General features: G+C 56.0%; 15 protein-coding genes. 11 read left to right on the top strand and 4 right to left on the bottom strand.

All coding sequences use genetic code 11. The features are described 5' to 3' along the window. Nucleotides 1-101: 101 nt before the first annotated feature. Together HB393_RS08430 and HB393_RS08425 are read right to left on the bottom strand one after the other, a co-directional pair. A complete protein-coding gene (locus HB393_RS08430) occupies nt 102-1,388 on the bottom strand; it encodes an MFS transporter (protein ID WP_213804717.1) in 1,287 nt (428 codons plus the stop codon). Between the two features lie 109 nt (nt 1,389-1,497). After that, entirely contained in the window at nt 1,498-1,914 is a 417-nt protein-coding gene (locus tag HB393_RS08425) for a hypothetical protein (protein ID WP_213804716.1), read from the bottom strand. A gap of 233 nt (nt 1,915-2,147) precedes the next feature. Here HB393_RS08425 and HB393_RS08420 point away from each other — a divergent pair, with 233 nt between their 5' ends. The 11 genes from HB393_RS08420 (at nt 2,148) to HB393_RS08370 (ending at nt 16,456) form a co-directional block, all read left to right on the top strand. Next, nucleotides 2,148-3,236: a hypothetical protein gene (locus HB393_RS08420; RefSeq protein ID WP_213804715.1), complete on the top strand. Its 1,089-nt coding sequence runs from the start codon at nt 2,148-2,150 to the stop codon at nt 3,234-3,236. Nucleotides 3,237-3,390: 154 nt separating this feature from the next. Continuing rightward, on the top strand, nt 3,391-4,194 hold the full coding sequence (locus HB393_RS08415) for a cupin domain-containing protein (protein WP_213804714.1): 804 nt from the start codon (nt 3,391-3,393) through the stop codon (nt 4,192-4,194). Nucleotides 4,195-4,215: 21 nt separating this feature from the next. Then, nucleotides 4,216-5,202 carry a cupin domain-containing protein gene (locus HB393_RS08410; RefSeq protein ID WP_213804713.1) on the top strand — a complete coding sequence of 329 codons (987 nt, stop codon included), beginning with the start codon at nt 4,216-4,218 and terminating at the stop codon, nt 5,200-5,202. Between the two features lie 85 nt (nt 5,203-5,287). Continuing rightward, complete coding sequence (locus tag HB393_RS08405) at nt 5,288-6,526, top strand: lactonase family protein (protein WP_213804712.1); 1,239 nt, start codon at nt 5,288-5,290, stop codon at nt 6,524-6,526. A gap of 959 nt (nt 6,527-7,485) precedes the next feature. Then, nucleotides 7,486-8,007: a sigma-70 family RNA polymerase sigma factor gene (locus HB393_RS08400; protein ID WP_213804711.1), complete on the top strand. Its 522-nt coding sequence runs from the start codon at nt 7,486-7,488 to the stop codon at nt 8,005-8,007. A 274-nt stretch (nt 8,008-8,281) separates the two neighbouring features. Further along, nucleotides 8,282-9,166, top strand: coding sequence for a zf-HC2 domain-containing protein (locus HB393_RS08395; protein ID WP_213804710.1), 885 nt, complete (start codon nt 8,282-8,284; stop codon nt 9,164-9,166). A 235-nt stretch (nt 9,167-9,401) separates the two neighbouring features. Further along, nucleotides 9,402-10,475: a serine hydrolase gene (locus HB393_RS08390; protein WP_213804709.1), complete on the top strand. Its 1,074-nt coding sequence runs from the start codon at nt 9,402-9,404 to the stop codon at nt 10,473-10,475. Between the two features lie 72 nt (nt 10,476-10,547). After that, nucleotides 10,548-10,907 carry a hypothetical protein gene (locus HB393_RS08385; protein WP_213804708.1) on the top strand — a complete coding sequence of 120 codons (360 nt, stop codon included), beginning with the start codon at nt 10,548-10,550 and terminating at the stop codon, nt 10,905-10,907. A gap of 143 nt (nt 10,908-11,050) precedes the next feature. After that, nucleotides 11,051-12,844: an AI-2E family transporter gene (locus tag HB393_RS08380; RefSeq protein WP_213804707.1), complete on the top strand. Its 1,794-nt coding sequence runs from the start codon at nt 11,051-11,053 to the stop codon at nt 12,842-12,844. A 602-nt stretch (nt 12,845-13,446) separates the two neighbouring features. Next, the gene (locus tag HB393_RS08375) at nt 13,447-13,797 is read left to right on the top strand and encodes a PadR family transcriptional regulator (protein ID WP_213804706.1); all 351 of its coding nucleotides are present in this window, start codon (nt 13,447-13,449) and stop codon (nt 13,795-13,797) included. A gap of 25 nt (nt 13,798-13,822) precedes the next feature. Then, on the top strand, nt 13,823-16,456 hold the full coding sequence (locus HB393_RS08370) for an ABC transporter permease (RefSeq protein ID WP_213804705.1): 2,634 nt from the start codon (nt 13,823-13,825) through the stop codon (nt 16,454-16,456). 265 nt (nt 16,457-16,721) lie between these two features. Here HB393_RS08370 and HB393_RS08365 read toward each other — a convergent pair whose 3' ends face one another. Beyond that, entirely contained in the window at nt 16,722-17,231 is a 510-nt protein-coding gene (locus tag HB393_RS08365; RefSeq protein WP_213804704.1) for an SRPBCC domain-containing protein, read from the bottom strand. Then, a complete protein-coding gene (locus tag HB393_RS08360; RefSeq protein ID WP_345945112.1) occupies nt 17,209-17,559 on the bottom strand; it encodes a metalloregulator ArsR/SmtB family transcription factor in 351 nt (116 codons plus the stop codon). Before HB393_RS08360 ends, HB393_RS08365 begins: the two co-directional genes overlap by 23 nt. Nucleotides 17,560-17,748: the final 189 nt, after the last annotated feature.

Below are 17,748 nucleotides of genomic sequence, written 5' to 3'. Positions count from 1 at the left end.
ATCAAGGCCGAAGCCGACAAAAAAAGTCCAAGCCCAAACCCCATCCCAAGAATATTTTGCGCAAAAACCCGGGGGGAGGGGGTGAGACAAGAACCCACCAGCTAATCCACCAACGTCCGCTCCGGGTGTACCGTCATCCAGCACAAAGCCCCAACCACCGCCAACCCCGCAGAGATCCCAAACGAAGTGCCCCACCCAAATCGCTGCGCCACCCAAGGCGTCAACGAAGCCGTCACCGCGCCTCCAAGCTGCCCGCCCATATTCACCATGCTGGAGAAAACCCCAGAATTACGGCCAGCAATATCCACCGAGGCCGACCAGAAAGAACTCTGCGACAGATACAGCGCCCCAGCCCCTCCAGCCAGAATCACGCCCGCCAACTGGGGACTATGGACCTGCGATCCCAACACCAGAAATCCCGCGGTCATCAACAGCGCCACAGCCGCCAGCCAGCACCGCCCGACGCGAACCCCATAAGAACGCGTAAGCCGGTCGCTCAGCGCACCGCCCGCCAGACAGCACACCGTCATGGAAAGAAAGGGAAGCATCGTAAACCGCGCACTGGCCTTCAGATCGAATCCACGCACCTGCGCCATATAAACAAAGAACCAGCTAAAGAAGATCCAGGCCACATAGCCAAAGGTGAAGTAGCCAGCCATCAAAGCAAAGAGATCGCGCCTCCCAAGAATCGCCCGCCACGCGATCTTGCCCTTAGCCGAAGTGTCAGCACTCACCGCGACCGCATTCGCAGAGTCGCGTATCTCCCGCAACTCCCGGGCGGATACCCGAGGATGCTCCTCCGGCGTGTCCCGCGAAATCCACCACCAAATCGCCCCGGCCACCACGCCCACCGCAGCACTAAACCAGAATGCCGACCGCCAGCCATGATGCGCAATCAACCAGGCCAGCAAAGGAGGAGTCAACCCGCTCCCCGCACCCACTCCGGCGAAGATCAGGCCATTGATAAATCCTCGCTCCTGTTGCGGAATCCACTGCGCCACAAACTGGTTCGCAGCCGGATACATCACCGCCTCGCCAACTCCCAGGCCAAACCGCATCAGGATCAGCAACATCACCGCATGCGAGACTCCAGCAGGCAGCAGCGCCGTCAACGCCGTCGCCACTCCCCACCACAGCACCCCAATCGTAATCACACGCCGGGGACCGTAGCGAGCCGCCAGCCAACCTGCCGGAATCTGAAACAGCGCATAGCCAATCAAAAACGCGCTGAAGATCCACCCCAGCCGCTGATTGCCCAGACCATACTCCTTGCTGATCTGAATCCCAGCGATGGAGATATTCGTGCGGTCAAGAAACGAAACACCGCTCAGGACAAAGAGCCAGAAGGCAAGGAGGAAACGGACCCGCGTACGACCTTCGACAGACATCTCTCTTGCTCCTGATCGTCGGCCGTCAAGAACCCGCGCAGCGCGTACGAACTCTATGCTTATGCTGCGCGACAGTCGCCCGCCAGAAGCTCAGGTCCGAATCCGCCGCTTATCTCTGCCAGATCCTCGCGGAGTGCAACGACGCCTCGACGTCGCCGTCCGAGAGTGCCAGTACACGCGTCAACTCCTGCGCCTCTGTGCGGGTCATGCTCAGCGTGTTGGGTTTGGGTGGTTCAGCCGGCTCCGTCTTCTGGTCCTTCACTGGGCCATAGTGGTCAGCGAGGTACTGCACAACCACCGGAACATCGCTGTCAGAGACCTCTGCGCCTCTGGAAACCATCTGGTCTACTATCGCCGCCCACTCATCATGGGTCGCATGCTTTGAGGTGATCACCTTCAGGTTATGACACCCCACGCAAGCCTTCTGAATCACCGCCTTGCCCGGACCGTCTGGCATCGGCGGATCGGTCTGCGCCCAGCACAATACAGGAACCAGGAGCATCGCCGACACGGATAACTTCAACATAAGAAACTCCAACGACCCAATCTCAAAAGTTCGCTAATCGCCGCGAACCGTCGAGAGTTTTTGCTTATTCCTTCCATCTCTGGTCGCGACACGTCCTCGAACCAGAGACACATCGAGTTGAGCAGCTTCCGCTCACCCGCGACAAGCGAAATAGTGCGAAACGCCCTTCGCTGTCTCACATGATGTAATAAAACACTGTTTGCACACAAATCACTCGCGGCGGAACCTCATCATTGAAACACCTCTTCGGACGCATTGTTCCCGGAACGCATCGCGCATTCGAGTCGATCCTGCGTGTCCTCTGCCCCTTCGCCCTCACGCTGCTCGCCACAGCGTCCTTTGGCCAATCGCAACCGCCCAGCGCTGAGATCGACAACGGCCTCATCCACGCCAGACTCTATCTGCCAGACACAACCCAAGGCTTCTACCGTGGAACGCGCTTCGACTGGTCCGGAGTTATCGGCAGCCTCACCTACGCAGGACACAGCTTCTACGACCCTTGGTTCACCCGCACCGATCCGAACGTCCGCGACTTCGTCTACGAAGGCTCCGACATCGTCGCTGGTCCGTGCAGCGCCATCACCGGTCCCGCCGAAGAGTTCACCTCCGAAGGAGGAGCATTAGGCTACGGAGCGGCAGCAGTCGGCGGAACCTTCGTAAAGATCGGAGTCGGAGTCCTCCGCAAACCCGACACCGCGAAATACAGCGGTTTTCGCCTCTACGACCTGGTCGACGCGGGAAAGTGGACGGTAAAGGCCAAACCCAACTCCGTAGAGTTCACCCAGCGAGTCCTGGATCCCGCCTCAGGCTACGGATACATCTACCGCAAGATCGTCCGCCTCATCCCAGGCGCCGCGCAGATGTCCATCGAGCACTCGCTCCAGAGCATCGGCCCTCGCCCCATCGAGACCAGCGTCTACGACCACAATTTTCTCGTCCTCGATCACCAGCCGACAGGTCCGGACTTCACCGTCACTTTGCCCTTCGCCATCGCTCCGACGAAGCCAATCGACGCAGACTTCGGAGCTGTCGAAGGCAAGCGCATTCTCTACCGCAAACAGCTCCAGGACAAAGATCGTCTGACAGTCCACATCGCAGGATTCGGCAACACCGCCAAAGACTACGATCTGACCGTCGACAACGCACACGCTGGCGCTGGAGTAAGGATCACCGGAGATCATCCACTGGAGAGCGAGGAACTATGGTCCATCCGCTCCGTCCTTGCGATGGAACCTTACATCCACCTGTCGATCCCAAGCGGCAAGACGATCCACTGGCGATATCTGTACAGCTATCACTTCACCCGCCAGCGAAAGCCCTGAAGGGTTTCGCACTATTTCGCTTGTTCGCCTCTATAGAAGCTGCTCAACTGAAAGCATTCGTAACGCTAAAGTTGCCCATCATGGGTCAACTCGCGGCAAGAGGGAGATCGGTTTGACATTGAGAAAGCTGCTCGCGTCCGTCGGGCTATGTGCCGTGATATCACCTTGTGCCCTCGCCCAAACCGCAGGCGATCGCGTCGATCTTTACTTCGGCGACTGGCGCAAGACAGCATCGCACAAGGTCCAGGGAGCTCTCGAGGAGCGCGACGTGCTCACTCGCGGAGACGCCCTGAATCCCCCTAAAGCAGGCGCCGTCCTCCGCACCATCGACGCCTTCACCCACGATGTTCTGCCACCTCACGCTTCCACGACCGCGACCCGCCTCACCGGCCAACAAGAGATCCTCTTCGTCGAATCCGGACAGGGAACTGCAACCGCCGGAAGTCAGACCGAGCAGCTCTTCCGCAACATCGCCATCCTGGTCCCTGCCAACCTGGAGTTCACCCTCAAGAACACTGGCGACAAACCGCTCGGTTTTTATATCGTCAAAGAGCCGACACCTCCCGGCTTCCGCCCCAATACCTCGATGCTGGTTCGAGACGAGAACAAGATTGCCATCAGCACAACCGATAGCCATTGGTCGCATATCGTCAAACCACTCTTCGCGACTGAGGACGGCTTAGCCACGTTGGAGAGCGTCCTCACGGTAACGCTGGATCCTCTCACCATCGGACAACCCCATCTCTCCGACCATCCCGAGATCGAAGAGGTTTGGACCGCCCTGGACGGAACCAGCCTCGCCTTCGTCGGCAACCAGCTCCGACGCCAAACTCCGGGCATGGCCTTCTATCACATACCCGATAGCAAGACTCCGCACAGCAACATCAATTACAGCCAGGACTCTCAGGTCAAATTCTTTTACTTCGCCTTCTACAAGCCGCATCAGCCTCGGCAGTAAAGCAGGAGAAAGACCGCAATCATGCGCCGCGCTAAGCTTGCTCCTCTCACAACATCGGCACTTATCCTGCTCTCGTCCGCCTTCACAGTCGCGCAGAATGCGCCGCTCTCCAGTGGAACGAAGAATGCCATCAATGGCATCGACTCGTACCCTTCTCCCGGCCTGGTCCGTTACGCCAAAGCGAACGATCCGCAGACCCATCTCATCGATATGTTCCTCAGCGACTGGCAAGGCTCCATGCCTCGCTCCGAACATGGCTCGCTGGTGCTTCGCGACATCCTCACCAAAGGAGACAACTTCGCTCCTCCTCAGAAAGGCGCCGTCCTCAACTACGCCAACAGCCTTTCTCTGGGACGTCTCGCCGCGGGAGCATCGACCACGCCATCTCCGCTCGCAAAGCAGCAAGAGATCTTCTACATCCTCAGTGGCGAAGGCGAGATCGCGTCCGCTGGTGAAACCACGAAGCTGCATCCTAACATCGCTGTCTTCGTCCCAGCCGGCGTGGAATTCGTCATGAAGTCAGGTGCAGACCATCCCCTCACCTTGTACGTCATCAACGAGCCCATCGCCGACGGCTTCCACCCCAGCTCCAAGATGATCATTCGCGACCAGAGCACAGCGCGCCAACGAACTCCCGCAGGAGGAGATCCTTACATCGTCGGTGGAGCCTCAGGTCATTGGGCGCACGTCGTCAAGGAGCTCTTCTCTCCCGCCGATGGGTTGGCCGCCATTCAGAGTGTCATCACCGTGACCATCAATCCCGGCACTCTTGGCGAGCCTCATCCCCATAAGCCCGCGCAGGAAGAGGTCTGGGCGGCGATCGAAGGTGACAGCCTCATCATGCTCGGCACTCAACTGCGCGTGCAGCACCCCGGCATGGCCTACATGCCTCGCCCCGATGGCACCATGGTCCATTCCAACATCAATCCTGGAGATAAGCCTGTAACCTTTCTCTACTTCGCGCGTTTCCCAGAGAATACGAACTATGTGCACGCCACGGACCGCTGACAGAATCGTCCGCTCAGTTCGACCTGGACCGCTCCGATCTTTTGCACGTAATTGTTTTCGATGTTTATAGAAGGAGATTTTAACGATGAAATCCATTCGATCTGTACTTTGCCTCAGCTTGACTGCCTGCTTCATGCTGCTAATCGGCCGCTCCGCTTCGGCTGAGGGCAAGGAGTTCTTCGTTTACTCCGGGACTTATACTGGCTTCAAATCGGTACACAACAGTCTTCCCGTAGGCGCCGGCGAGAGCCATAGTAAAGGGATATACGTCAGCCGTTTTAACGCCGCGACAGGCGAACTCGGTGAGCCACAACTCGCTGTCGAGATTCTGAACCCCTCCTTCATCACGATCTCTCCCAATCATCGCTTCCTTTACGCTGTCGTCGAAGATCCCACCTCCGTTGGCCCTCCACTCGATCACGCCTCTTACGTTAGCTCCTTTGCCATCGACGCCAAGACCGGCAAGTTGAGCCTGCTGAACACGCTTCCTTCAGGCGGGACGAGTACCTGCTTTATTGCCATGGATAAGACCGGTCACTTCGTCTTCATGGCGCACTTTGGAAGCGGCAGTGTCTCGGTCTTGCGTGTTAAGGCGGATGGCTCCCTTGGAGAGCAGACCTCCTTCATGCAACACATCGGCCACAGCGTCGCCTTGCCGGTCCAGGCCTTCGCCCATCCTCACTCCGTTATCGCCTCGCCCGATAATCGCCACGTCGTCGTATCGGATCTGGGACAGGACAAGCTCTTTGTCTATGACTTTGATGAGAAGACCGGACTTCTCTCGCCGCCCGAGCCCAACTTTGCAACCGTCGCCCCCGGCAGCGGTCCCCGTCACTTTACCTTCGATCCCGCTGGTAAATTCGGATACCAACTGAGTGAGATGAGCGGCGCAGTGGACGTCTTCTCCTGGAATCCCGCAGGTAAACTCTCGAACATTCAGACGGCTCGTCCTGCTGTTCCAGCTGGCTTCGATGGTGACGTTCATAGCGCTGAGATCGAGATAAGCCCGAATGGCAAGTTTCTCTATGAATCCAATCGCCGCACTCACGAAGATGGTCCTCGTGGTCCCGATACGATTGGCGTCTTCGCTATCGATCCGATTCAAGGGACTCTTACTGAAGTTCAACAATCTGCCACTGGCGGACTACAACCGCGTAGCTTTGCTCTCGACCCTACCGGCAACTTCCTCCTTGCCGCGAACGAAGCAACCAACAGCGTAGTTGTCTACAAGATCGATGGAGGGACTGGCAAGCTCTCACCCACCGGTAAGACGGTTGTATTCGATACACCGGTCTGTCTTAAATTTGTTCCGGTCGAACGATAACTAGACAATATCAGGGCTCGTACGAGTACCGATCATGATTGAGGGACGTCAATTCCAAGTTGACTGGTGCTCTGCTCGCCTTAAATTCTGTAAGACAGAGGCGGGCACTCCAGTGAGCTGTCGGCGTCTGGTTAACTAGCGAAAGAATGTGGATCTCGGCGAGGTGCGCATCGGGGTTCACATCCTTGTCTTCTGATTTATATTTCAATAAGTTAGAGTCTTCGATGGCGACCGTCATCTCGAGAACTTCGAACTCCTGAACATTGCGTTCAATATCAATCGCCCTCCGGACCGGGTGGCTGGTCCGATTGATGTTGAGTCGTATCTTTTTTTTGAGGTTTCGGGAATATAGGTGGGAATCGCGTGTTTCCCCTACTGTAAGGGATCAACATCTACTCAAGCCCCATCAAATTTTGAGGGAGATGGGTAGCGGAATTTAATAACTCCGGAGGAACAGAACATCGAGCGCACCAAGGTACCGCTCCGCAGATAATCGGAGTCTGGTATCACTCCTGATGGGAACGCACAGGCAAATCACCTCGTCTGAAAGATCGAGGTGATTTGATAGCGCTATCTATAGATGAGATAAAGACAGATATGGTGAGCGATTTCGTAGGCGATCTTCGCAAACATAGATAAGAGGAACCGCTTGAGCTGAACGAGTGGGTCGAATCGTTCAAGCGTTAGCGCATGGGTCTAGTTCGAAGGAACTAGTCATCCTTTGTATCAACTGCATTCCTGCTCTTTTCCTGCGAGTCCCGTGAAGTATTTATTTTCATAGTGTTAGGTGCCGCGAAGTCCCTTTTAGAAGTGCGCCCTTTATAGGGTCGAGATTGAACAAGAAGTGCGCCCGCGTCTGCGTCAAGACGGCTGGTAACGATTCCGAGATAAGCCCTCGGAAATTACAAACTTTCCTGGCATGCGTTGCATGGGAATGAGGAAGTGGATGGTGCAGAAGAATGCAGGACACGAGCTTGTCGGGTTATATCGACGGATTATATGGATATGCGATGGCGCTGGCCCGCAACCCCACGGAGGCGGAAGATCTGGTGCAGGAGACCTACGTTCGTGCAATCGGCGCGATGGGAAGCCTCCGCGCAGACAGTAATGTAAAGAGCTGGCTCTTTACCATCTTGCGAAATATCTGGCTCAACCAACTGCGCCAACGGCGTACCACGCCCAAACTCATCGAGCTCGATGTGGATGAAAGCACCGCTGACATCGCCATTGATCGATCGAAAGATCCTCTCGCTATCTATGTAAGCAAGACGGAGAGTGAGTGGGTGCGTGAAGCAATCCAACAGCTTCCCTTGGAGTTTCGCGAGATCATTCTATTGCGCGAATACGAAGAGTTATCCTACCAAGAGATCGCGACTCTTTTAGACTGCCCTCCGGGGACGGTGATGTCGCGATTGGCAAGGGCCCGCGCTAAGTTGCGAACTCTTCTATCTTCTATTGGCAAACCCGCACAGCAGAGATAAAGGAACCATTTGAGGAATCGATAACGACCGGTTCCGATTTTGAGCCTTGCAAGGAATATTCTTTACCATTTAGTGTCTCGTGATACATGGAGTCTGAGGCGGCGAGTGGTAAAGTCCAACAGCTCTGATACGAATGCCGAGCATTATCGGATTTAGAAGAGTTGTTGATAGGAGAATGTGATTTTGAGTCTGGTGAAAATACAAGGAAGGCCGGCAGCTGCTTTTACCAGAGACCAAATCACTGCAAACCACGAAGAAGAAATGAGACGAAGAAATGAACCCCTGTAATGAGCACAGCGTCGATATCCTACGCTATCTGGGAAATGAACTTGGGGGCAATAAGCTGGAAGAGTTCGATGACCACCTGCAAAGCTGTCCCGATTGCAGGGCGCATCTGCAGGAAGAGCAAGCGCTGTCACGCCTCATCCGCGAGTCTCGCCCACTCTATTCGGCGCCGGTAGCGCTTCGGGCGCGAGTCTCGGCGATTCTTGTGCAGCACCCTTCCTCGAATCCGGCTCCTGTAGGATTTTTCGGACGTCTCATGCATACTCTCGGAGAGCAATGGCGGGGAATGGGACAGCTGTCTGCAGGGTGGAAAGTTCTGTCGCCAGCGCTTGTTGTGGCTGTCTTATGCCTGATCTTTGTTCCGGATGTCGTTCGTCAGGTGCGTGCCGCCAGTTACGTGAAGACCGCATTGGAGGTTCATCGCAGCTATCTGGATGGCAATCTTCCGCTCGAGATCCAATCGGACTCACCGGAGGCAGTGACCGCATGGTTCGCCGATAAGGTGTCTTTCCCGTTTCGCTTGCCAACGTCGCAAGTGAACCCGGAGGGGAAGCCTGCTTATCGGCTGATGGGGGCCAGGCTCGTGAACTACAAGGGCGGTCGAGTTGCTCTCGTAACGTACGGGACCGAAAAGGAGAGTATCAGTCTTTTGGTCGCTCCAAGCCAATCTGCGGTAGTCGCTGGCGGGGATGAAGTGCGTTCTGGACGTCTGGTATTCCACTATCGCAGCGATGCGGGCTTCAACGTTACCACTTGGAGCAATCGAGGTCTGGCTTACGCGCTCGTATCGAATATCTCTGGTTCCGCTCGAGGATCTTGTCTCGTCTGTCATCAGAGCATGACGGATCGCGATGCTTTCAGATCCGGTTCGTAGGGAACTGCCTGCTACTAACTTCGAAGCATCCTTTATACCTGCAGGTATCGATATATCTTTTCCTGAAGCGGATCTCTCTTTCTCGTCGAAGCATGAAGTGGTTCGGCTCTCCTGTCGGTCGTCGGGAGTTCTGGCCGTTGTCTTCTTGCTCTCTGGGATATCGGGCACTTTTGCGCAGACGCCAGCGAGGAAGGGTGCTTCCGGAATCGTAGAGAAGCAAAGCGTCGGAGAACGGTTGGCAGCAGATCTCACTTGGACGCAAGCGCAACGTGATGAGCGTTTTGCCCACATGGACGGACAGTTTCCCAGTCATGTCGTTCAGAGGGGCGGTCAAGTGCGTCCTCTGCCGTTGGCGAAGCCACTTTTGATGCCGACAGAAAACCTCTCCAGTTATATGAGTTCCGAACATCTGGCTGGAGTGCTGGTGTTGCAGAACGGCCGCATTCGGACGGAGTGGTACGGATTGGGATTGCGTGTTGACGGTCATTGGACTTCATTTTCCGTAACTAAGGCGGCGACGGACACGCTGGTTGGCGTAGCGCTGCGGGCTGGCAGCATTCGATCGCTTGAAGATGATGTGACGGTCTATCTGCCGGAGATGCGTGGCAGCGCTTATGACGGAGTGACTGTTCGGCAGTTGATGACCATGACCAGCGGCGTGCAATGGAATGAGAACTACACCTCCAGTGATGCCGATAACGTCCGAATCTATACCTCTGCGTGGCCTCCGGGCGCTAATCCGGTGATCGAATATATGCGTCGGCGACCTCGGGAGAGCGCGCCTGGCAGCAAGTGGGTCTATAAGACGGGAGAGACCGACTTGTTGGGTGTCCTGCTGCGTCGGGCTACAGGCAAATCGCTCGCTCAGCAGCTCTCGCAGGCGATGTGGAGTTCCTACGGAATGGAGCAGGATGCAAGCTGGGTCTCCACGGACTCCGGACCGAAGGGTGAGGAGTTCGGTGGCTCTGGGCTGTCGGCGTCGCTGCGCGACTTTGGCCGGTTTGGTGTCTGGGTGCTGGAAGGTGGCCGCGATGCCGTCGATCCTGGCTGGTTTGCCGCGGCCACGCGCACGCAGGTGGAGACGATACCAGGACATGGTTATGGTTATGGCTGGTGGCCTCAGGAAGATGGTAGCTTCGCTGCGCTGGGTATCTTTGGGCAATCGATCTTGATCGACCCGAAGAGGCAGCTGGTGGTCGTGACGATGGGATCCTGGACGGAGGCGACCGGAGCGAGACATAGCGCCGCGCGGACAGCTTTCTGGCAGAGCGTGAAGGATGCTGTCGACCGAGAGACTGCGATCCACTGAGTTAGCTGCTGCGCATACTATCTGTCACGACGATTGGAAGTGAGTCACAATAGTTATGAGAGGTAAGTATGCATGCATAAGTACCTAATTTATGGCACCTACGGATGGTTGGTCTTTACGGGAACGATGCACTTCGTTATCGACGTTCTCGCACAGTATCTGAGGAAGAAACGAACTCCAGGACCGGAGGCGACTCTCTATTACGGCCTGAATACTGCCTTTGCACTTAGCCAGATCCTGTTTGGCTTCTTGGGTCTTCTGGTGGCCTGGCAGTCGATCGCTCTCGTGAGTCACGGACCGACGGTTGTACTGAGCCTCGTTGCTGCGGTGTGCTGGTTCCTCTTCGTCTCCGTTTTTATTGAGTATTGGGAGCCGAAGCTGAATATTGGGATCTACGCTGTGCTTGCCATCGCTGCAGCAGTCACCGCGTAAACATTCACTTTCTCGCGTAGATCGTGTAGGAACAGTCCAGTTTGTATCGTTTGTCTTCTCTCGCACTTTGGGCTTTGGTGTAGTTAGCGAAATATAATTTATTCAACCAGAGCTCAAGCACCCGACTTACTTCGCGAGGCGCTATGTCCGGTATAAGAACTTCAGAGCTTTCAAATTACAAATCTGTGTTCCTGGTAGTTGGTATGATCGGCCTTCTCTTTCTTGGGAAGGTTTTGCTGATCCCGTTGGCGTTTGCGCTCACGCTTTGTTTTCTACTTTCTCCGGCGGTGAGCTGGCTGGAGGTGCGGCGAATCCCGCGTGCGATTGCTGTAGCCCTGGTCAGCGTCCTGACCAGCGTTGTGGTGTTGCTGATTCTGTATGTCTTGTCGCTGCAGGTGCTTCAGGTGGCTCAGACGCTGCCTGGATACCGGAGCAACATGCAGAAGAGGATCGCTGCGTTGCATTCTCCAACGGAAGCTGCCTTTGAAAAGGCTATTGCGACGCTTGAGGAGATGAGTGGAGGGCTGGCCCCTAGTTCTTCGTCTCAAAGTGAGGCTATGCCTGTTGAGGTGGTGGGACGGAACGCCAGGCTGGCGGCGGCGGGCGAGATGATTGCCCAGGCCGTGCGTCCGGTGGGAGAGGTCGTTGTGGTCGCGGTCTTCGCGATCTACATGATCATGAAGCGGGAGGAGCTGCGACACCGGCTGCTGATGCTTGCAGGCATGGGGCACATCAACCTGATGACACGCGCTCTGGATGATGCGACGGCGCGGATCAGCAAGTATCTCGTCCTGCAGTTCGAGGTCAATGCGTCTTACGGCGTGATCTTCGGAGCAGGGCTGTATTGCATCGGGGTTCCGAATGCGATCTTGTGGGGCGTGCTGTCTGGTGCGCTTCGCATCGTTCCGTATGTGGGAACCACGGTGGGAATGATCTTTCCTTTGATCATCTCGATTGCGGTCTCGCAGAGCTGGCAGATGCCTCTGCTGGTGGTCGGACTGTTTATCGCGCTGGAGACGACTGCGGCGAATTTCGTCGAGCCCTGGCTGATCAGCTCCCGGACGGGAATCTCTTCGCTTGCGCTGCTGGCCAGTGCGATTTTCTGGGCGACGTTGTGGGGATGGCCGGGGCTGGTGCTCTCCACTCCTTTAACGGTTTGCGTCGTCGTCATTGGCCGACATGTTCCGCAACTCTCGTTTCTCCATAGTTTGCTGGGCACGAATGCGCAGTTGTCTCCTGCCGCTCACTTCTATGAGCGACTGCTGGCGACCGATCAGGCGGAGGCTTCCGCGATCGCGGAGCGGTATTTGGACGGGAAGCCGTTGGTCAGCTTGTACGACTCGGTGCTGATTCCGGCCTTGAGCCGCGCGGAGGAGGACAGACACAAGGGGGCACTGGATCAGGCTTCCTCGAACTTTATCCTGCTGAGCATGGGGGAGCTGGTTGCACGGCTTACGGGATACCGGCAGCGGAGTACGCAGTCGGAGGAGAGGCCAACGCGGTCTCCCCGAACCGATACGTTGCAGTTTCCGGTGAAGGAGTTTGCCGTGGTTTGCGTGTCGGCTGGCGACCAGGCGGATAAGCTGACGACCGTGATGTTGACGCAGCTTTTGGAGCGGTCTAGTTACCAGACGATTTTGCTGCCGGCGGATGCTTTGTCGGATGAGATTCTCAAGGGGCTGGCGGCGGAGAGGAATACGGTGATCTTCATCTCGGCCTTGCCTCCTTTCGCGTTTGCGGAGGTGCGGAGCATCTGCCAGAGGATACGGCGGCAGTTGACTGAGAACCGGATTGCGGTCGGCTTCTGGAACAGCTTCGAGGACGGTGAGGAGATGCTGGGGCGGTTTGGATCCGCGCAGCCTGATGTGGTGGTGGGGACGCTGGCGCAGGCGATGCGGCAGGTAGGGTTGTGGCGTAAGGCTACCCGGGTGGCTTGATGTGGCACCCCCTCCCCCCCCTTTTTGGGTAAAGTCCTCTTTTGATGGGGCTTGGGCCTGGACTTCTCCCGTCTTTGGAATGGCAAGGAACTTGTTGCTTCGGAGCTTTTTGCTCTCTACTTCTATTTTATTGGTTGGGGGATAACTTAAGTGCCAGTTGGATGTATCTGATTTTGTTTGGGTTAGGTTGATTTGGGGGTTGACATGTGATTTTGCTGGGGTTTTGGGGGATTAAAAATGTAGGGGATTGATCTTTTTGTTTCGGTGGGATTTGGAGGTTGGTAAGGGCTTCAGTTGCGACGAGTCAACAATAGTAGCAACAGAATCTTCATCAGCGAAGCGTTCCGCTTCGAAGAGTTGGGAGCCGAGTTGATCACACCGGGGCTTTATAGAGACTTCTTTTGAGACTTGGAGATAGGAGAACTCAATTCCGAAGAGCTTCGCTTCAGAGCCGCGCGAAGAGTGGTCTGAGCCTGTGAATGAGTGCATTGACCTATTAGCACCAGTTGGCCCAAAACTTCACCCTCGAAGTGGTTCGATCGAATTTCTTGTTGACAAAAAATACTTCACTTGTTTACTCTATGCCTCTAGCGAACAAGCCTATGACAGAGACGACTTCTCGCGATCTATTTCCTGGTGCACTCGAAATGATGATTCTCGAGTCGCTTCGCCGCCAGCCAGCCCACGGATATGCGCTGGTCCAGCACATTCAGCAGCGATCCAGGAACCTGCTTCAGGTGGAAGAGGGTTCGCTCTATCCGGCGCTGCAGAGGCTGCTCAAGGCAAAGCTGGTAAAGGCTGAGTGGGGTATCTCCTCGACCAATCGCCGGGTGAGAACCTACCAGATTACAGCTTCAGGTCTTCGCCATCTGGAACAGCAGATCTCCAGCTTCGAACGCATGTTCGAAGGCATTGCACTAGTCCTCGATGCGAGCAAGGCCACAACAAACTGACGGGGCCAACTAAGAGGAATTTCCAATGAGCTGGATACCAAACATCTTCCGTCGCGGCAAGCTCTACGAGGATCTCTCCGAGGAGATCCGCCTGCATATGGAAGAACGCGCGGAGCAGTTGATGGGCGAAGGCATGAGCCACGGGGAGGCCGAACAGGAGGCCCGTCGAGCCTTCGGAAACCGAACATTGCTAGAGGAGCGCAGCCGCGAAGTGTGGCAGTGGCCAACCGTGGAGAGCATCGTTGCGGACGTGCGATTTGCACTAAGGCAGTTGTGTAAATCACCCGGATTCACTGCAACGGCGATACTCACGTTGGCGCTGTGTATAGGCGCGAATGCCGTAGTCTTTAGCCTGCTGAATGGGCTAGTGCTGCGTCCGCTAGACGTTCCGGATGGGCAAAACCTCTACCAGGTTCAGGTTGGGAAGGGCCACTCTCCCGGGATGTCCTATCCCGATTACATTGATTTGCGCGACCGAAATCGGAGCTTCGACGGTCTCATCGCATACGAAATATCAACGGCTGGTCTGGATACGGATGGCAACCCATCTCCGGTCTGGTTGTACACGGCAAGCGGAAATTACTTTGATGTGTTGGGCGTTCATCCCTATCTGGGTCGTTTCTTCCACAGTACAGATGAGAATGGTCCGAATAGCGCTCCTTACATCGTGCTCAGTTATGCCTTTTGGCAGAGCCATTTCCAGAGTGATGCAGGTGTGGTAGGGCGTACTGTTCGACTGAACAAGTTTGCCTATACGATCCTGGGAGTCGCGCCACCGGGGTTTCGCGGCACGGAATTGTTTTATGCGCCAGCGCTTTGGGCGCCTCTCGTGAATCAGCAGCAGATTGAAGGGTCGAGCAATCTGGACAAGCGCGGGAGTCAGGGGCGGTGGGTTATTGGACGTCTGAAGGTCGGCGTAACTCAGGCGCAAGCGACGGAGGATCTGAATTCCATCGCCACATCGTTAGCCAAGGCGTATCCCAAGGAGGACGAAGGTATGAGCTTTGCACTGGCGCGCCCGGGGTTGGCGGGCGACATGCTGGGGGGACCGGTTCATGCATTTGTAGGCGGGCTGATGCTGCTTGCCGGGCTGATTCTACTCGCGGCCTGCGCCAACCTTGGCAGCCTGTTTTCCGCGCGTGCAGCAGATCGCTCCCGGGAGATCGCGCTGCGGCTGGCGCTAGGTTCGACTCGTGGACGCATTCTGCGCCAATTATTGACGGAAGCGGTGTTGGTGTCACTGGTTGGTGGAGCGATGGGTGTGGCGGGAAGCGTAGTGCTGCTGCGTTGGCTTAGCGCTTGGCAGCCGATTCCGGATATGCCCATCAACGTAACGGTGCATCCGGACACGCGTACTTATCTCATTTCTCTGCTGCTGGCGCTTGCGAGCGGGCTTCTCTTCGGCATGGTGCCAGTACGACAGGTGCTGAAGGCCGACCCTTATCAGGGCATCAAAGCCGGCACCGCCGAGCTGGCTGCGGGTCGCCGCGTTACGTTGCGCGATGTGCTATTGGCGGCTCAGATTGCGGTATGTGCCGTGCTTGTGACTTCGTCGCTTGTGTCGGTACGGGGCATGGTGCGGTCGCTTAAAAGCAATTTTGGCTTTGTGCCGCAGAACGTAATACAGGTGAACGCCAATCTGAATATGGCTGGGTATAGCGGTGACCAATTGCCGGTGGTGCAGATGCGCATCCTCGATGAGGTCAAGAAGATTCCTGGGGTTACGGTCGCGGCGTACGCAAACCGGATTCCCCTGAATCTTGGCTGGAGCCAAAATGTTGTTTTTCTAGATAGCGCGACGAACTACAAGATGTCCAACGCGGCGGCGAAAGCCATTGAATACGACGTCTCGCCAGGGTATTTCCAGGCCGCAGCAACCTCGCTGCTACGGGGAAGAGCTTTCACTTGGAACGACAGGAAAGACGTACCGCGCGTAGCAGTGGTCAATCAGGAATTTGCGCGCAAGCTTTTCGGTTCGGAAGAGAAAGCCATTGGCAACTTTTTCAAGATTGGAGGCGGGGCGCGGGTGCAGGTGGTGGGCTTGGTTGAGGATGGGAAGTATGGGACGTTGAGCGAAGACCAGAAGCCAGCTATGTTTCTCCCGATTTTGCAATCGCCATCGAACGCGATGTGGCTTCTGGTCCGCTCAAACCTCAGTTCGCAGGAAGTGGGGCCTTCGCTGGAACGTACACTGCACGCGCTTGACCCCGGCTTACCTTTCACAATCAATACGTGGGAAGAGGAACTGGGTACCGCGCTATTTGCAGCGCGTGCAGCCTCGATGGCGCTAGGTGTGCTGGGCGGACTGGGCGCGATGCTGGCTCTGACGGGGATTTTCGGCGTCGCGGCGTACTCCGTAAGCAACCGGCTGCGTGAACTGGGAATTCGTATTGCGCTCGGCGCTCCGCGGAGGGAAGTGATGCGTGCGGCGCTGGGCCGCGTCTTCCGATTGCTGGCAGCGGGTTCGATGGTAGGTCTGCTTCTGGGCATAGCGGCCACCAAACTTCTGTCATTCATCGTGTACCAGGCGACTCCGCGCGACCCGCTGGTTCTGGCTGGTGTCGTTCTGGCAATGTTGTTGCTGGGGCTGCTGGCTACGTGGATTCCTGCACAACGCGCGCTGTCGATCGATCCTCTAATCCTGCTGCGCGAGGAATGAATCGTCTTTATTGCAAGAGTGGATCTGGGCACAGTTGCGCTAGGAAAACTGCGGCCCGAATTCTTGCTTGATGCCAAATCGCCGAGTATCCCATTTGATCGTTGCATGTTGGGAACATGCATTGACCTGAGTCAACAGTTGAGCCAAGGGTTAGTTATCCGGAAAGGCGACTCTTCGGGCGAGCGGCGAGAAGTCTGTTTATAACCAGGCCTTCGCCGCTAGTCTTTGCTGTATCCAGCTCAGCACGATCGCCAAAATCCCACTTCTATTTCGCCTGATCCATGCCGGCAATCACCGCGGCAACTTTATCGAGTATCTGGATCCAGCCCTCCATTTGACCGCTCTCTTTCGCACTCTCCATGGGTTCATTTCCAATGAAGGTAAGTTTCGTCTGGCCGTTTCCGAGATCCTCAAAGAGGGTCACGTCGTACGCTCCGTCTATGGCCTCATGTTCTATTCCTAATTGCGCAGGCTCGATCTTGTTTCCCTCCGAGTCCGAAAAGTACATGGAGGAGACGATCTTCTCGTGCAGAACAATCTCGTGGTATTCACCAGCATTCCAGAACTCCTGTCCATCCGGCGTTCTCATGCAGCAGAGAAATTTTCCTCCCACGCGAAAATCCATTTTGCAGACAGGCGCGGTAAAGCCCTTCGGCCCCCACCACTGCATCACATACTTCGGGTCTGTCCAAGCCTTCCAAACCAGTTCGCGTGGGGCATCGAAAACCCTTGTAATAACCATTCGCTCTGTCTCACTGCTCGTGTTTTTTGTCATCTCTGACCTCCTCGTTCTTCATCTGATTTACAACCACATCCAATTTGTCGAAACTCTCTTCCCAGAATCGGCGATAGCTCATTGCCCATTCGCTGACTGTCTTGATCGCCTCCGGCCTAAGCGTGCACACACTCTCCCGCCCACGCTTCGTCTTGATCACAATTCGCGCCCGCACCAGGTAGGCGATATGTTTTGAAATCATCTGCTGCGAGAGTGCAAACGGTTCCGTCAATCCATGCACAGAGGCTGGGCCGTGGGAGAGCCGTTCGATCATTGCCCTGCGGGTTGGATCAGATAAAGCCGCGAATGTTGTGTCTAGTTTATCCACAACCGTATGGTAGTGGATATTCACGCAGTGTCAAGGATGAATTTTTGCGGATTGCGAAGAAGGCGGCGGGGAAAGTTCTACATCCCACCCTTCGCTTGAGACAAAGGCGCGAGGATGGGGCACCCGGGCTGTTTGGGTTGGTCGGGAGAGCAACAGCCAAAACAAGCAACAGCCAAAATTGCAACGGCG

The sequence above is a fragment of the Granulicella sp. dw_53 genome (assembly GCF_018449545.1).
In the GTDB taxonomy this organism is placed as follows: Bacteria; Acidobacteriota; Terriglobia; order Terriglobales; family Acidobacteriaceae; genus Edaphobacter.
Note: the sequence above shows the minus strand (reverse complement) of the source record. Positions and strands in the feature narration are given on the sequence as shown.

What these genes read in the sequence shown, in the direction of transcription:
- HB393_RS08430 (WP_213804717.1), bottom strand. Translation starts at nt 1,388, where the DNA reads ATGTCTGTCGAAGGTCGTACGCGGGTCCGTTTCCTCCTTGCCTTCTGG.
- HB393_RS08405 (WP_213804712.1), top strand. Translation starts at nt 5,288, where the DNA reads ATGAAATCCATTCGATCTGTACTTTGCCTCAGCTTGACTGCCTGCTTC.
- HB393_RS08410 (WP_213804713.1), top strand. Translation starts at nt 4,216, where the DNA reads ATGCGCCGCGCTAAGCTTGCTCCTCTCACAACATCGGCACTTATCCTG.
- HB393_RS08395 (WP_213804710.1), top strand. Translation starts at nt 8,282, where the DNA reads ATGAACCCCTGTAATGAGCACAGCGTCGATATCCTACGCTATCTGGGA.
- HB393_RS08370 (WP_213804705.1), top strand. Translation starts at nt 13,823, where the DNA reads ATGAGCTGGATACCAAACATCTTCCGTCGCGGCAAGCTCTACGAGGAT.
- HB393_RS08365 (WP_213804704.1), bottom strand. Translation starts at nt 17,231, where the DNA reads ATGACAAAAAACACGAGCAGTGAGACAGAGCGAATGGTTATTACAAGG.
- HB393_RS08425 (WP_213804716.1), bottom strand. Translation starts at nt 1,914, where the DNA reads ATGTTGAAGTTATCCGTGTCGGCGATGCTCCTGGTTCCTGTATTGTGC.
- HB393_RS08375 (WP_213804706.1), top strand. Translation starts at nt 13,447, where the DNA reads ATGACAGAGACGACTTCTCGCGATCTATTTCCTGGTGCACTCGAAATG.
- HB393_RS08400 (WP_213804711.1), top strand. Translation starts at nt 7,486, where the DNA reads ATGCAGGACACGAGCTTGTCGGGTTATATCGACGGATTATATGGATAT.
- HB393_RS08380 (WP_213804707.1), top strand. Translation starts at nt 11,051, where the DNA reads ATGTCCGGTATAAGAACTTCAGAGCTTTCAAATTACAAATCTGTGTTC.
- HB393_RS08385 (WP_213804708.1), top strand. Translation starts at nt 10,548, where the DNA reads ATGCATAAGTACCTAATTTATGGCACCTACGGATGGTTGGTCTTTACG.